The 14564-nt window shown below is 62.9% G+C and carries 11 protein-coding genes, 1 tRNA gene and 1 pseudogene; 6 read left to right on the top strand and 7 right to left on the bottom strand.

Annotated elements, in window-relative coordinates; all coding sequences use genetic code 11:
* Window positions 1-22 precede the first annotated feature (22 nt).
* Complete coding sequence (locus tag CRO48_RS23610) at window positions 23-2194, top strand: CHASE2 domain-containing protein (RefSeq protein ID WP_097142223.1); 2172 nt, start codon at window positions 23-25, stop codon at window positions 2192-2194.
* A gap of 111 nt (window positions 2195-2305) precedes the next feature.
* On the opposite strand, the gene CRO48_RS23605 is transcribed toward CRO48_RS23610, so the two are convergent.
* Complete coding sequence (locus CRO48_RS23605) at window positions 2306-3397, bottom strand: FecR family protein (RefSeq protein ID WP_245423639.1); 1092 nt, start codon at window positions 3395-3397, stop codon at window positions 2306-2308.
* 198 nt (window positions 3398-3595) lie between these two features.
* Between CRO48_RS23605 and CRO48_RS23600 the strand changes: the two genes are divergently transcribed.
* From CRO48_RS23600 to CRO48_RS23585, 4 genes are all read left to right on the top strand, one after another.
* Window positions 3596-3949: a DUF1428 domain-containing protein gene (locus CRO48_RS23600; protein ID WP_097142222.1), complete on the top strand. Its 354-nt coding sequence runs from the start codon at window positions 3596-3598 to the stop codon at window positions 3947-3949.
* A gap of 62 nt (window positions 3950-4011) precedes the next feature.
* A complete protein-coding gene (locus CRO48_RS23595; RefSeq protein WP_097142308.1) occupies window positions 4012-4434 on the top strand; it encodes a secondary thiamine-phosphate synthase enzyme YjbQ in 423 nt (140 codons plus the stop codon).
* Between the two features lie 103 nt (window positions 4435-4537).
* Window positions 4538-4915, top strand: coding sequence for a nuclear transport factor 2 family protein (locus tag CRO48_RS23590; protein ID WP_097142221.1), 378 nt, complete (start codon window positions 4538-4540; stop codon window positions 4913-4915).
* A 470-nt stretch (window positions 4916-5385) separates the two neighbouring features.
* Window positions 5386-5739, top strand: coding sequence for a hypothetical protein (locus CRO48_RS23585; RefSeq protein ID WP_097142220.1), 354 nt, complete (start codon window positions 5386-5388; stop codon window positions 5737-5739).
* 667 nt (window positions 5740-6406) lie between these two features.
* Here CRO48_RS23585 and CRO48_RS23580 read toward each other — a convergent pair.
* The gene (locus tag CRO48_RS23580; RefSeq protein WP_097142219.1) at window positions 6407-7153 is read right to left on the bottom strand and encodes an SIMPL domain-containing protein; all 747 of its coding nucleotides are present in this window, start codon (window positions 7151-7153) and stop codon (window positions 6407-6409) included.
* 144 nt (window positions 7154-7297) lie between these two features.
* Here CRO48_RS23580 and CRO48_RS23575 point away from each other — a divergent pair.
* Window positions 7298-7373, top strand: a tRNA-Ile gene (locus CRO48_RS23575).
* Window positions 7374-7509: 136 nt separating this feature from the next.
* Here the strand turns inward: CRO48_RS23575 and CRO48_RS23570 are convergent.
* The 5 genes and pseudogenes from CRO48_RS23570 to CRO48_RS32370 all read right to left on the bottom strand — a co-directional run.
* A complete protein-coding gene (locus CRO48_RS23570) occupies window positions 7510-7779 on the bottom strand; it encodes a hypothetical protein (RefSeq protein ID WP_141402112.1) in 270 nt (89 codons plus the stop codon).
* Between the two features lie 275 nt (window positions 7780-8054).
* Entirely contained in the window at window positions 8055-9674 is a 1620-nt protein-coding gene (locus CRO48_RS23565; protein ID WP_097142217.1) for a DUF1254 domain-containing protein, read from the bottom strand.
* A gap of 524 nt (window positions 9675-10198) precedes the next feature.
* Window positions 10199-10588, bottom strand: a complete 390-nt coding sequence (locus tag CRO48_RS23560; protein ID WP_097142216.1) for a DUF4376 domain-containing protein — start codon at window positions 10586-10588, stop codon at window positions 10199-10201.
* Window positions 10578-10991: a hypothetical protein gene (locus tag CRO48_RS23555; protein WP_097142215.1), complete on the bottom strand. Its 414-nt coding sequence runs from the start codon at window positions 10989-10991 to the stop codon at window positions 10578-10580. Before CRO48_RS23555 ends, CRO48_RS23560 begins: the two co-directional genes overlap by 11 nt.
* Window positions 10992-10997: 6 nt before the next feature.
* Window positions 10998-14564 (bottom strand): annotated as a pseudogene (locus CRO48_RS32370) (hypothetical protein); the annotation flags it as partial.

Below are 14564 nucleotides of genomic sequence, written 5' to 3'. Positions count from 1 at the left end.
AAGGAGGGATCGAACCTGCGCCATGACACGTGCGCAACAGGTCGGCGTCATCCTCGGTCTTGCCATCGTCGCAGCGCTGACGCTGCTGCGCAGCGAGGATCCACTCTTCTTCCGCTTCGCACGCGAGGCTGTGTTCGACGAGTACCAGCGCCTTTCGCCGCGGCCGTTCGAACAGATGCCGGTTCGGATCGTCGATATCGACGAGGCGTCGCTGAAGGTGCTGGGGCAGTGGCCGTGGCCGCGCGACCGGCTGGCGCGGCTGGTCGATCGGCTGAGCGACATGGGCGTGGCGGCGATCGCCTTCGACATCCTCTTTTCCGAGCCTGATCGTCTTTCGCCGCGCAGCGTCGTGGAAGCGGTGGAGGGAATGCCCGCCGACGTGCTCGGACGCCTGCCCGACAACGACCAGATTTTTGCGAACGCCATTGTGAGCCGGCCGGTGGTGCTTGGTTTCGGCATTTCCAACGACGGCAGTTTCCTGCCGCAGGTGAAGGCGGGGTTTGCGTTCACGGGCGAGCCGCCCTTCGGCGCGCCGCCCGCCATCAAGGCGGCAACGCCGCTGCTTCCGGCACTGGAAGCCGGCGCCACGGGGCTCGGGCACATCAGCCTCGATCCGGGCAATCCCTCGCCGGTACTACGCACCATTCCGCTGCTACTCAGCGACGGTGCCCAGCTTTACCCGACCCTCACGCTCGAGGCGCTGCGCGTGGCGCAGGGAGCCTCCACCTACGTCCTTGCCGACGCGCCCGACAAGCTGGACACGATTACCAAGATCAAGGTGGGCGAGTTCGTCGTGCCGGTGACGGCCAGAGGAGAGCTCTGGCTCTATTTTTCACCCGACCGCGCCGAACGATACGTCTCGGCAGCAAAGGTCCTTTCCGACGCGCCGCTGCCGGAAGAGCTGCGGTCGGCGCTGCAGGGGGCGATCGTCTTCGTCGGCGCCTCGGCGGCCGGCCTGCAGGACATACGCACGACGGCGCTCGGCCAGCACGTGCCGGGCGTGTCGATCCATGCGCAGGCGGTCGAGCAGATCCTGTCGGGCCGCTTCCTGTCGCGCCCGGACTGGGCGGACGGGCTGGAGATCGTCTCGATTGCGCTGGCAGGCATGCTGATCGTCGTGCTTACGACCTTCCTCAGCCCGGCGATCGCGCTCGTCTTCGGGCTGACGGTGACCGCGGTGGCGCTGGCCGCGTCCTGGCTTGCCTTTCACTATGCCGGCCTGCTGTTCGATCCGCTGGCGCCGATCGTCTGCGCCACCATCACCCATTTCTCCGCCACCGCCTTTCGCATCCTGGTCATCGACCGCGAGCGGCGTGAGGTCCGGAGGGCCTTCGGCAAGTATCTTTCCCCGGAGCTGCTCTACCGGATCGAGCACACGCACGACGCGTTGCGGCTCGGCGGCGACGAGCGCGAACTGACCCTGATGTTCGTCGATGTGCGCGATTTCACAGGCATCAGCGAAAAGCGCTCGCCGAAGGAGGTGGTCGCCTTTCTCAACATCCTGCTGGATGCACTGAGCCGCGAGGTGATCGCCCATGACGGCATGCTCGACAAATTCATCGGCGATTCCATCATGGCGTTCTGGAATGCGCCCGTGGACGTCCCCGATCACGCGCGCAAGGCGGTGCGCGCCGCACTCGCGATGCGCCGGACGCTTTCGAGCCTCAATGCCGATGACGCCTTCGGCTTCGGGGCCGGCCAGAGTGTCGCCATCGGTATCGGCATCCACACCGGGCTCGCCTGCGTCGGCAACATGGGCGCGGAGGCGCACTTCAACTATTCCGCCGTGGGCGACACCGTGAACGTCGCTGCTCGCATCGAAGCGGCCTGCAAAGACGTCGGCTTCGACATCCTCGTCTCCGAAAGCACGGCTGCGCATCTGGGCGAGATGGCCCTGCTGGAAGCCGGCACGCTGCCACTGAAGGGACGACAGTCGCGTACCCGCATCTTCGCGGTGGCAGGCGATGAGCCGGTCGCTGCGACCGGTGCGTTCGCCGACCTGCGCTTCGTCCATGATCAGCTCCTGGCGGCGCTGCCCGCCCGCGCCGCTGATGCGGCTAAGCTTGCACATGCCGCGGGTGAGCAGTCCTCGGCGATCAACGAGGCGCTGCCGGCGTTCTACCGCCGCATCGTGCGCCGGAGCGAACACTTTGCGCAGGGTGAAGGGCAGCGGGCGGAGGAGGGTGTGAAATAGCCGGCGCGGGACGCCGATATCACAACGCCGCCAGCGATCCCACTCGCAATTTCCCGCCTGTGCCGCGCGTCTTCAGGTTTTGGAAGATGGCTTGTCTGCCGCCCGGTTGCATCAGTCGAAATCCGGCCTGTCGCGCGGCGTCGGCTCGCGGTCTGGCCGGTCCCTGTCTGGGCGGTCTCGATCTGGCCTGGACCGGTCGGGCTGGTCCCGGTCAGAGACGTCGCGCTGTGGTTGTTCCCTGTCAGACCGGTCCCTGTCCGGGCGGTCTCGATCCGGCTTGGTCCGGCCGGGCTGGTCCCGGTCGGAGACGTCGCGCTGTGGTCGTTCCCTGTCAGGCCGGTCCCAGCTCACCTTGTCGCGGTCGGGCTTCGATCGTCCCGGCCTGTCGAAGTCCGGCTTGTCGCGCGAAGTCGTTTCCTTGTCCGGGCGGTCCCAGCTCGGCCGCTCCACCCGCTTCCTTGGCGGCGGCGGCGGCGCGGGAGCCGGCTCCCGCACTCTGGGCGGCTTGCGATCGTCCTTCGGCTGCAGGGCTGCCTCGAGCCGGCATGCGCCGGTTTGCATGCCGCCGGTAAGCTTTTGGTCGCCGGTGAGGAACGGCAGGGCGCGCGCATTTCCAAGCTGGCGCAGCGTGGTGCGGTTCACCCGTCGTGGCGAACTGATGCCGCCGCTGCGGGTCGCGACCAGGCTGTCGCAGCGGCGCGTCAGTTGGCGGCAATCGCCGCGGCTGCAGAAGGAGGCCGCGCCGTTGAGAAGCACCATCGCCGTCGTCCCGTCCGACGCCACGTAAAAATCGAAGACGGTGCCGCGCACGCCGATCGTTCCGGCCGGCGTCACGATCTCGTAGGCAGTGCTCTTGGAGCTGCCGCTGACCCAGCGGAACGTCCCCTTGGCGGCGTTCAGGGTGAGCTTTTTCAGCGAGTTGCTGCCGTCATAGACGAACTTGTCGATTACCACGGACGAGCCCCAGCCGACGGCAAGCTTGGTTCCGTCCCGGAAGACGAACTGGCCAAGCCCCGAGCGCGAGGTGCGGATGCGCTCGTCGCGGTGCACGGGGTCGCGCACCACCATCTCCTGGCCGTTGCCGGTGACACTCGTGCGGATGAGTGCGGCCTGTCCCACGACTTCCACCGCATGCGCCCAATCCGCACCAAGAAGCGCCGCCGAAACGGTCAAGGCGATCGCCTGGCGACGCATGTGGTGCATCCCGCCCTCCGGAAAGCATCTGGAAATCGAGCGCAAACAATATATCAGGTATTGCTAATTGTCTCGTTCGGCAAAGGTGGTACGCGGCGCCGCTCCTTAAATCGGGACCGATTAGGGCTTATCATCACGCGTCTGTCCAACCGCTCAGGCGGAACGATCCCGCAGTTCAGCGCGTATCTCACGCGCGAGGAGGTTTGCATGCACTATGTCGATGGTTATGTGATTGCCGTTCCCAAGCATAAGCTTGACGACTACAAGGCGCTTGCGATCATCGCCGGTTCCGTCTGGATGGAACACGGGGCGCTTTCCTATGTCGAATGCGTCGGCGACGACGTTCCCTATGGCAAGTTCACGTCGTTTCCTCGCGCCGTGCACGCCAAGGACGACGAAGTGGTGGTCTTTTCCTGGGTCACCTATGAATCGCGCGAGATCCGCGATGCAGTCGTCGGCAAGGTGATGGACGACCCGCGCCTGAGAGAGGAGGAGTGGAAGAACATCTTCGACGGCAAGCGCATGATCTATGGCGGGTTTCACAGCTTTCTGGAACTATGACGCGGACAGGCGAGGGCGCCAAGGCGCGCCGCCGGCAGGCAATAGACGGACAAGGAGGCAGGGTGCCGCAAACCAGGATTTCCATTCAGACTCGCGGACAGGGGCTTTACGAATATACCGCCGAGGCGGAAGCCTTTGTGCGCCGGAACCGGAGGGACGAGGGGTTGCTGACGGTGTTTGTCCGGCACACCTCGTGTTCGCTGCTGATCCAGGAGAATGCGGATCCGGACGTGCGCCGCGACCTGGACACCTTCTTTCGCCGCCTCGTGCCGCCGTCGGACGATCCGTCCATGCGCTGGATCGTCCACACCATGGAGGGGCCGGACGACATGCCGGCGCATATCAAGGCCGCGCTCAACCAGGTCTCGATCGGCATTCCGGTCAGCGAGGGCAGGCTTGTACTCGGGACCTGGCAGGGGCTTTATCTTTTCGAGCATCGCGACCGGCCGCACGTGCGCGAGATCGTGCTGCATCTTGGTGGCTGACGCCCGCCGTCGAAGTGGAACCGGCCGGCCGCTGTTCGCGTTGTCAGAGGCCAGCCGGATCAGGTCCGTCAATGGACGGCCGTAGAAAAGGGAGGACTGCATCATGGCGAATGCGAACGCCGTTGCCCAGGAACTCGTCACGGCGCTGAATGCGCGCGACTATGCCGCAATCGCAGCACTTGCCGACGAGGATGTGGCGATCTCCGGGTTCGGGGAAGGCGGCGACATGGGGCGCGAGGCGCTGCGCGAGCGGCTTGCCCGACACTTCTCAAGCTTCGACGAGAGCTACGGCGATGCCGTGGTGATGGTGGCGGACGGCGGCTCGCCCCTGGCAATCCGGGTGACGGCGCGCGGCAGCGTTGCTTCCGGCAAATCCTATTCGGTCGAAAAGGTCCTGCTTCTTGAACTCGACGGCCACAGGATCGCGCGGATGGCGCTCATGGTGGACGAGGGCGAACGCATGCGGCAGATGGCGGGCTGAGCGACCACTGCGGAATATCGGCCGCTTCTGAAGTGTCGCTCCAGGGCGGGCGAGGCCTAAAGACGATCGCCCCCCGAAAATGCTGGTCCAATCGTTGCGCGGTGTGACCTGCCGGTCACGCCGCGCGCCTTGTCGTGCCATCGCCGTAGAGCCACATTGCAAGGCCGGCATCCTTCGCCCGCCGGAGGCGGTTCGCCGGCAATCGGCAAGAGTTTGCGGCGGAAGGCGGCCTGAGAGGGCGCGTCGCAAGCCGTGTCGGTCGCACGCCGCGTCTATCCCGTCGCGACGACTGTGGAAGAATGCCGCGACTGCGGCGCCGAAGTGCCGCTTCGCTTTGGGCGTTTTGCGGCTGAACGATGGCTGAACGCGCGGTTCCGGAGACGTTCAGCCTCACCCTTCTAATGTGTCTCCATTGAAACCCGCGGCGACCGGCCGAACCGCTCGGTCGTCGGCATCCGACGGAGACACCGATGTCCGACTTTCTCAAGAATTCCATTGCCGCCGTTGCCCTGACGCTTGCAGGCCTGACATCGCTCGCCCCTGCCGCCCACGCAGCAAGCTTCGACGCTCGCATTGAGACTGTCGGCTATCGCGACGGCTACTACGGGCGCGCGCCGGAGCGTCACCATCGTTGGGGCGACCGGCGCGGCCGCGGCCGCTGCGCGCCCTGGCTGGCTGTGGAGAAGGCCCGCGGCTACGGCGTGCGCGGCCCGCGCATCGCCGACGTCAGCCATCGCCGCGTCGTCGTCGAGGGCTGGCGCCACCACCGCTACACGCAGATCGCCTTCGCCAACGTCGCACGCTGCCCGACGCTGGGGCGCTGACGCGTTCACCGCGACCAGGGACGCAAGGCCCCGCGGCCGTATTTCGGTGTGCAAGACATGAGGCGTTGACATATCAGCCAAGACGCCCGTGACGGCGGCGCCTTCCGCGCCGCCTCGGCATCCTCGTCTCGACCCCAGATGCGCGAAGGCGACGGCAAGCGCCGCCTTCGCGCTCCTCGTCGATCTGGCCTGACCCAGCTTGCTCGCTCAGGGCCAGACAGCCTCGCTCGCTGGCATCACTCCCTCGGCAATCAGGGACGTGGACCCGCCGCGCCTTGACCTGCCGTGCCTTGACCCGCGGCGGATGCACTCCTGCCGGGCAGGCACCTCGCACGCTTGCGGCGCTTGTCGCCGTGCGGTTCAAGCGCGGGCGCAAGAAAAATGCCACCAGTTGAAAGCGGCCGGAAGGCTGCGAAGGTTGCTGTCACAGCCATCGTGCGAGAACTCGTCGTCCTCGCGAACGCCGCTCAGCCGCGGCCGGACATGGGCGTCACCGCTCACTTCACCAAGACGGATACCCTAGCTTCGCCGGCCCTGTCCCGGCAAGGGGGCGATTGCGGGAAAGAGGCCTGCCGCTTCCGGTCCGCGCAGGCTCCTGAGCCGGCCTCCCGAGGCACTTCGCCTCCGAAAGGCCGGCTTGTCCGTATTGTGGCGGCTTCGGTCCGGCTCAGTTCGTCAGAGCGAAGGTCATGTTGACGGTGACGGAATAGCTGCTTTCACCGGTGGCGACCGGCACGGCCTCGGCGGCGAAATCCTTCGCCATCGCCGCGCGCATCATCGGAACGGGCTGCGGGCGGTAGGACGTCTCGGAGATTTCGAGGACCTTGCCCAGGCCGATGCCGGCAGCCGCCGTCAGTTCCTTTGCGCGCGCGATCGCATCGGCAACCGCGCTCTTGCGTGCCGCGCTGATGGCTTCGTCCGGCTTGTCGTTGGTGAAGGTGATGCCGCCGGTCTGGTTGATGCCGAGCGTCACGGTCTGGTCCAGGATCGGGCCAAGCCGGGACAGGTCGCGGACGCGCACCGACAGCATGTTGGACACCTGGAAGCCGACGAGGACGGGGGGCTTGGCCTCGCCGTTGTCGCCCTGGGGGAACTGGTATTGCGGACTGATGCTGAAGCCCGAGGTCTGCAGGTCGCGCTCGGCGATGCCGGCGTCCTTCAGGGCCTTCATCACCTCGGCCATGGCGGCATTGTTGGCATCGAGCGCCTCACGCGCCGTCTTGCCGTCCTTGACGACGCCAAGCTCGACAAGCGCCATGTCGGGCGCAATGTTGGACCGGCCCTCGCCGGTGACGGTGATGACGGCCTCGCGCTGCCGTGCTTCCTGTGCGTGGGCCGGTACGAAAAAGCCCGCGGCCAGGGTGGTGGCGATCACGCCGCTCATGACGGCGCGCGACAGTCTCGGTCGAAACATTCAATATCTCCGCTTGGTTGTCCCTCACGTCGTTTATTCCCGCGACATTGTGTAAGCATTGCGGCGATGCTTGTCGGCCGGAAAGAATTCGTCTAGACGGAACCTCCGGGGCTGCCATTGACCCCCGCATGCCGCCACCGGCATGGGCCTGTAGCTCAATGGTTAGAGCCGGCGGCTCATAACCGCTTGGTTGGGGGTTCGAGTCCCTCCGGGCCCACCATTTTACTTTTAAAATCAATGCATTATATGAGGGTTAGCCAATCGGCTAGCCACGTGTAGCCGGACCCGGATTTTCGGAATTTTGACAGCGAAAAGCGGAACTTCTAAAATTCCGGTCTAGTGTCAAAAACGCATGCCTAAAGTTTTCCCCGCCGCCGTTTAAACGCCCCCGTAAGCATCGTCTTGATTAAATCAGGATCGCGCTGACCCTGTGTGTAGAGGCGGATGATGGCGCTGCCTAGGGCCTCGGCCAATTCACTCTCGCGAGTAAGGCCACATTCCTGAAGGCAGGCATCAAAGACGGATTGCAGAGTGTTAAGGTCATCGGGACCGAACACTTTGTCGTGTTTGCTGCTACCTGGAAACACTGGATACCCAGCCGCATCGTAGACGAAGGATGTGGACATTGAGACTCCCTCCAAATAGGTGAGGCGAGAGATGCCATCTCCCTGTCGTTCCTGCCATGCAGTTGGAGCCGATACCCCATCATCGTACGAGTGCGTAACCGTGTCTATCAAAATTGACATGTGGTCTCGCCACTGGTGGCCTAGGCCACAAGTCGCCTCACCAGCGCGTCGCATATGGGGGGTCACTCCAGGTACTGGAGTGACCATAGACTTGAGCCAGAAACAGGGGATAACGTTCAATAGCTAGACCGCGATGCTATCGTGTGTCCCGTGGACTAGTTCACGAGTTCGACCTCGCTTGGTCGCCATTCCTTGGTGAAGAACGGTTCAAGCGGGCTGTAAAGCCGCAGGCACGGGATAAAGCCTTTACCGGGCATGGTCTGGATCCAGTTGCCTCGTTTGACATTCGCAGGTTGCGTCGGACCGAAGTAGATCGTGGTCGTGCCGTCGGCGTCCGCTTCCGCAGCAGGCGAAGGAAAGCTCTGGCTACCTGCGCGAGGATAGCGCTGCGGCGTGTCGAGCATTGAGCGCGTCATGTTGTCGTAGAGTGTGAAGGACCAGAAGTTCGCCTGTGGGATGTCCTTCGGTAGGGTCACCTTGTAAGTTTTTGCTCCGTCGAACGGCTTTTTATCTGCATCCACCATCGTCCACAGGTATGTAGAACCGATGCCGGGCAGCCGCATGGCCATCGCGGGCGTGATCCCGGTTACGCCATAGAAAAAGTTTGTTCGCGCGTCGAGAGCGCGATAGCCCGTTGGAGGGTAGGGGACCACGCCGTCGTCTGTAATACGCGGAATCGGCGTCTCAAACTCGTAGCCAACCTCAAACAGCATGTTCTGCCAACCCGAGCCGGGATAGTAGTAGAAGCTGGGATCACGGGGAGCCATAAACAGAGTGCGCGAGGTGGCGTTGGCAAGCGCAACTGCTTCGGTGAGGATCTTCTTCATCCGCTCATCAGGCGCAAAGGGTTTGCCTTTAATAATGCCGATGGCGGCGATTGGGCCCATCAATTCGGGGTCGAGCGACTCTGCCGGCTCCTGCTGCACAACTTCGTTGAGCATCTCAAAGTAGCTGAAGTCGTTTGGCGGGATGGTGTTCATAACCTTGCCGGTTCCTTCGTGGAACACGGTCGGCGGCGGTGGCGTGATTTTCCCTAGTTTAGCCTCGCCACTCAGAAAGCTGGCGATGGGAGTGCCGACTCCGCCTGCCTCGTATGGATAGACCTTGGTGAACTTTCTGATCGTTTCGGCCACGGGCTTCGGATCGTTGTTCTCCAGGAACGAGCGAGCGAACCATATTACAAGGTTGGTCCGGGCATGGGCGATGTTGAAGCCACTCGGCAGCGGACCGTCATAGCCGGGTGGCAGGATCAGATATTTTCCGCCCTCGCCCCGGTCCGGACCAGGCAGGCCGATGTCGATGACCCAGCGGAACCAGTAGTCATCAATGGCACCCAGCGCCTTTGGCGGCACCTCCAGCACCATAGGGCCCTTGGTCAGATCGAGCATACCCATGGAGTAGACGGTGTCCGCATTGGCCGTCAGAAAAAGCGACTTGGCATCCATCAGCTCGGAGAAGACAAGAACTTCGTTATCCTTGACGCCGGCGCTCAGTAAGCCTTTGTGAAGGGCGCGTATGCTGACTCCTTGCATGGTGTTCACAAACGCCTGGAATGCGTGGCTGAAGGCCAGGTTGTCATACACTTTGGCGATGGTCTCATCGTTCGGCATGCCGTCCTTGAAGTCGAGTGGGCCTATCCGTGTGTCGACCCTTTCCGGTGTAGTGATTGCCGGCGGGACTTCAGCAGTTTGGGCGGAGGCTACGCTTCCGCCATACAGAGTGGTTGTCGCGAGGAGTAGAGCTAGGAAAGCGAGCCTGCTTGCTGTTGATGTCATGTCATTCCCTCCATTATGAATATTCAAATTCAAAAGCACTCCGGATGCACGTTCGACGCCCCCACAACAACACGTATGGTGCCATAGGATCCGCACACTATTAGCGTGAAAATGCGACTGACGCTAACTGGCTACCCGCAAAACTTGCAAGAGCAGGTGGTCGCGACATCGAAAAAGGCGGTAGCTTACAGCAAACTACGCCGTTGCCGTAATTTGACTGGAATTTTCCTGTTACTGCGGCATTAAGGTGAGATCAGCACTTCCATTACTGCCTTGTTCTGACCGCGCCCGCTCACCGAATACGTACAGTGGACCTCCTCGATCGTGAGGCCCATGAAAGTTTCGAAGACGCCTTGAGTGGCGTTCAAGGGCACGATGAAGGTGCCTCTCACTGCTTCAAAACCTCCGCCATTTCCTCAAACTCTTGCCGGTCGAAGACGTTCGTGCCGTAGTCGCGTTCGTTCCCCCAGTGGGGCTGTTGACCCGTCGCATGAGGCGTTTACGCGCCACGGCCACCCGGTCGGCTACGGCCAGTAGGTGTCGTTGGCGAAATCAGCCGGGATCGGGTTCATGTCCTTGATCACGCGCGCCGCATGAATGAGCGCCGCCTTGTGATTGACCACGGCATTGCCGAGGGCGATCAGGGTCGGCGCGTCCATCACATGCAGGCTGTTGTCGGCGGCAATCCAGGTGAAGTCGGTATCGCCACCATGCCAGCGATAGTCGCCAGGCTGTGCGCCGTTCATGATGGCGGCGATAGCCAGCGCCCCGGCGCCGGCAATGTTCTCCCTGTCCTGGTCGCGCGTCTGGTAGAGAATGCCGCCGAAGACAAGGCCGGCCACAATCCGCCGATCACGCTCGGCGTTGACCCGATCAGCTCGGCCAGACTGATCCTCGCGAATGTCAAATCGCATCGGTGGCCTCGACCGTCAGTGTGCACGGGATGTACGGAAACGGCGGCTCGAAATCGAACACATAGGTGCCCGGCATATCGGTGGTGAAGGCGAAGGCGGCGCCGTCCGTGGTAGCTGCCGCACCATTGAAGCGCACCACGGTTCCGGCCGGTAGCGCGCCGACCACCTCGGCGATGCCATCCGCTGCGATCGATGTTGCTGTAGGTAGATCGAGCACCGGACGATCGGCAAGCTCGCCCTGGTCGTCGATCCATTGCGTTGCATCGTCGGCTGAGACATCGAGCAAGATGTGCTCATTCTCGGCGTCCTCCATTTGCAAGAAGCAGTGCTCCTGGTTGGAGCAGGTGCCGGTGGCGATGATCTCGCCGGTATCTGTCCTATACTTCACGTAGCGAACACCCATGCGGGATCACCTCTTCGTCGCCATCAGGCGGATGTACCTGTCGCGGGCTCGCACCGCGCCATCGGGATAGGTTGACGAGCATCGAACCGTGTAGGTGATCGTTCCCGAACCCGAGAATCCGGTATCGGAGAAGGCAATGGTCACGGTCGGCTTCAGCGCTGAGCGGGCGGAGCCGGCGCCGGCGTAAACATAAGAAGAGTCGACGATCGTTCGCGTGTTGATGACTGTGCTGCCCCGTAAGATCTCGACCGTCGTGATGGTCTCGGCCGAAGTGACGGATGTGGTCTGCGAATTGTGGATCGTAAACGTTGCGGTGATGTCCACGGCATCCGCGTCTGCGACACTGATGCTCGCAGACGCCACGTTCACGGTGCTCGATCCGGATGGCCCGAAATCGTTGGTCAATCCGCTGGCAAAGGCACTCGTCACGAGGGTGACAGCACTGGCAGCGAGCTTGGTTGTCGTCACGCCGCCGAGGATGATCTTGTCCGTCTCGATCGCGTTGGCTCTGATGTGGTCAGCCGAGATCGCCCCATCAACGATCAGTTCGCCGCCCTTCTTGCGGCGAACAACCACGTTCGTGATGAACGCATTGTTGCTGCCGCCTCCAGCCCTGGTGATCTCGATGCGCTGTATCCTGTCCGCGGCGGCCGGCACGCTCATGGTGCCGTTCTGACGTTGCCAGCTCACGGACGTACCCGACAGCGTTACTGTGCTGCCGGACAGGTAACTGCCGGCCGCGTAGTAAACCAAGCGCACCCGGAATTCCCATGACGCGCCCGAACCGGACCCGGCGCAATCGAACTGAACGTTAAGCTGCTCGCCGCCCTGAACCGGAACATCTAGCCCGGAGGTCGACATGGTACGGTCATCCGCGGCGCCCGGAGTAGAAAGAATGTAATCCCCGCGCTGCGGTGGGCGGGCACCGGCGCCGACGACGTTCCAGCCACTCGGATATGAGCCCCACCCGGCATTGTCACCGGTAATCCACTGTCCGTTCGGGACAATGTTTTCCCAGTCCATGATGACGAGCTGCTTCGCCGTGATCGAGTTCGCGGCAATGTGGTTCGCACCGATTGTGTTGGCCGCGATCTTTGCGCCCGTGATGGATTCGGCTGCTAGCTTGACGGTCGTGATCGCGCTCGAGGCGATTTCCGTCGCCGTGATGGTGCCAGCGGCAATCTCGTTTGCGGTTACAGCGTTGGTCGCGATCTTGGCGGTTGTAACGGCATTGGCTGCGATCTTGACGGCGATGATCGAGTTGGATGCAAGCTCGACCGCCGTCAGCGTGCCGGCGACGACATTGGCCGCCGTGACGGCATCCGCGGCGATCTTGCCCGCGACAATCGCCCCGGCCGCGATCTTCGCGGCAACGACGGAGTTGGAAGCGAGCTCGGTCGAGGTAATCGTGCCGGCCACAATGTTGGTGGCCGTGACCGCATCGGCCGCAATCTTACCCGCGGTGATCGCGCCAGCCTGGATGTTGGCCGCCGAAATCGCGAGCGCAGCTACCTTGCTGGCAATGATGGCGCCGTCAACGATCAGCTCAGCGGATGCCATCTTTCGCCAAACGAAGTCCGTGAGCCAAACGTTGCCTGCGGTGGCATCCCCCACCAGCGTAACGTTGAGCTCGGTCACTCCGCTAGCCACCGTAAACACGGCGGTTCTTTTCACCCAGGTATTCGAAGCAAGGTCCGTAGCCCCGTAGGCGTAACCAGCCAGCAAAGAGTTGTTCTGGTCACCGATGCGAAGCTTGCTGTTCCCGCTTGAGCCATCCCATGCGCTGTCCCTGCGCACGTAGAACTCAAGATAGTACTCCTCACCGGGAGTGACTGCCAATTTGGGCGGGTAGTTAAAGGCGGTGTTCGCCCCGGCCGCAGCGCCATTGATCCTCATGGCCGTGGGTTTGCCGGAGGGGGAGGTCGAAATCGTAGCCCATGTGGCTCGTGCAGACAGGCTGACAAAGGGGGAAGTCGTTTCCACCTCGGCGCCCGCAAAGGGGTTCTCCAAATTGGCGACAAGCAACTTCTGAACCGTGATCGCACCCGCAGCTACTTTGTCAGCTACCACAGCATTGGTGACCAGCTTCGGCGTTGTAATCGCATCATCCGCGATCTTGGTCGTCGTCACCGCGTTAGTGGCCAGTTTCGCGGCGTCGACGGCAAGAGCCGCGAGCTGCGCGTTGCCCACCGCGCCCGTTGAGATCTTAAGCTGGGTGATGGCGCCCACGGCCACCTTTGCCTCTGTCACGGCGGCGGCGGCGAGCTTCAGCTCATTGACCGCATTGCTGGCGATCTTTCCTTGGGTGATTGCGTCTACCGCAACCTTCGCTTCCGTCACGGCATCAGCCGCGATCTTCAGCTGGCTTACCGCGTTTGTCGCAATCTTCTGCTGCGTTACTGCCACGTCGGCCAGAGCGGCCGCGACGACAGCCTGGTTTTCGATCAACTCGGTTTTGATAGCGGCCAGCTTGATCTTCAGATCGGAAACGGCGCGATCGGCGAGCTTGAGCTCGGTGACAGCCCCGGTCATGATCTTGTTGGCTTCGACGGCCGCGTCGGCAAGCTTCGCCGCGACGATGGCGCCGTCGAGGATGTCAGCGGCCGTCAGCTGGACGTTGGGCGTCCGGACTGGCATCCAGGCCGACCAGGCGAACAGTTCGGTATTGCCGCCGCCAACGAACTTGGCCTTCACCTCATAGTCGGTATCCGGAAGAAGCGAGAACGGCGCGAGCAGCGCTTCGCCCTCTTCCGGTTGATCCGATCGTCCCCGCCACATGACGGCGGTCTTTCCAGCCTCGCGAACCTGAAACGCGATCGCGCGGATTGCCACGTCGTCATTATTGTAGGGCCACGCGGCAAGAATGGCGGGCCGGCGATCGACGCCAAGTGCATCCTTCACGGTTGCGGGGAAGACGCCGAAGCTTCCGAGCACGCGCGGCTGTGGCTTCACCCTGCCGAGCGGCCCGGTCGTCGTCGGAAGCTCGTAGTCGCTCGACCAGTCGTAGTCGGTTGGGTCAAGTTCGGAGAAGGCGGCCGACTGATTAACGTTGTTCAGGTCATCGACAGCGCCAAGCTGAAAGCGCTTGTTGTCGTAGCCGTTGCGGGCCGAGGTCCATGCGATGACGTCCAGCGGCTCAAGGAGCTTCACAGCCGGCGTGAAGACGCCTTGATGCGAGCGGAAGCGTCGGTTCGCCTCGATCGCCGCGCGCATGAGCCTCTGCACCTGGCGCTTGTAGGGCACGGCCTCATAGGTGAGATTGGCGATCAGGCGGCGGCCGTCGTCTTCTGCTTCCAGGTCGCTCCTATACCGCGGCGGGGCGTCCTTCGCGGACCACGCTTCATCCGGTTCCGGATAGGTGGCGTGAGCGCCGTTATAGGTCTTTTCGAGGCCGGGGAACGGCGTGAAGGTCTGCGGCTCGGAAATGATCAGATCTTCGTCAGTGAAGTAGTAGACTGGCAGTCCGGGGTTGCCGCATACGGTCTTGTAGATGCCGCCGTTCTCGGCCGTCTTGCCGTTGCAGGCGCGGTCAAGCTTCTGGCAAAGCTCGATCGGCTCAAGATCGCCCTTCAC

Origin of the sequence: Rhizobium subbaraonis, assembly GCF_900220975.1 — a bacterium.
GTDB lineage: Bacteria > Pseudomonadota > Alphaproteobacteria > Rhizobiales > Rhizobiaceae > Mycoplana > Mycoplana subbaraonis.
The sequence above is the reverse complement of the archived record's forward strand: the minus strand, read 5'-3'. Positions and strand labels throughout refer to the sequence as shown.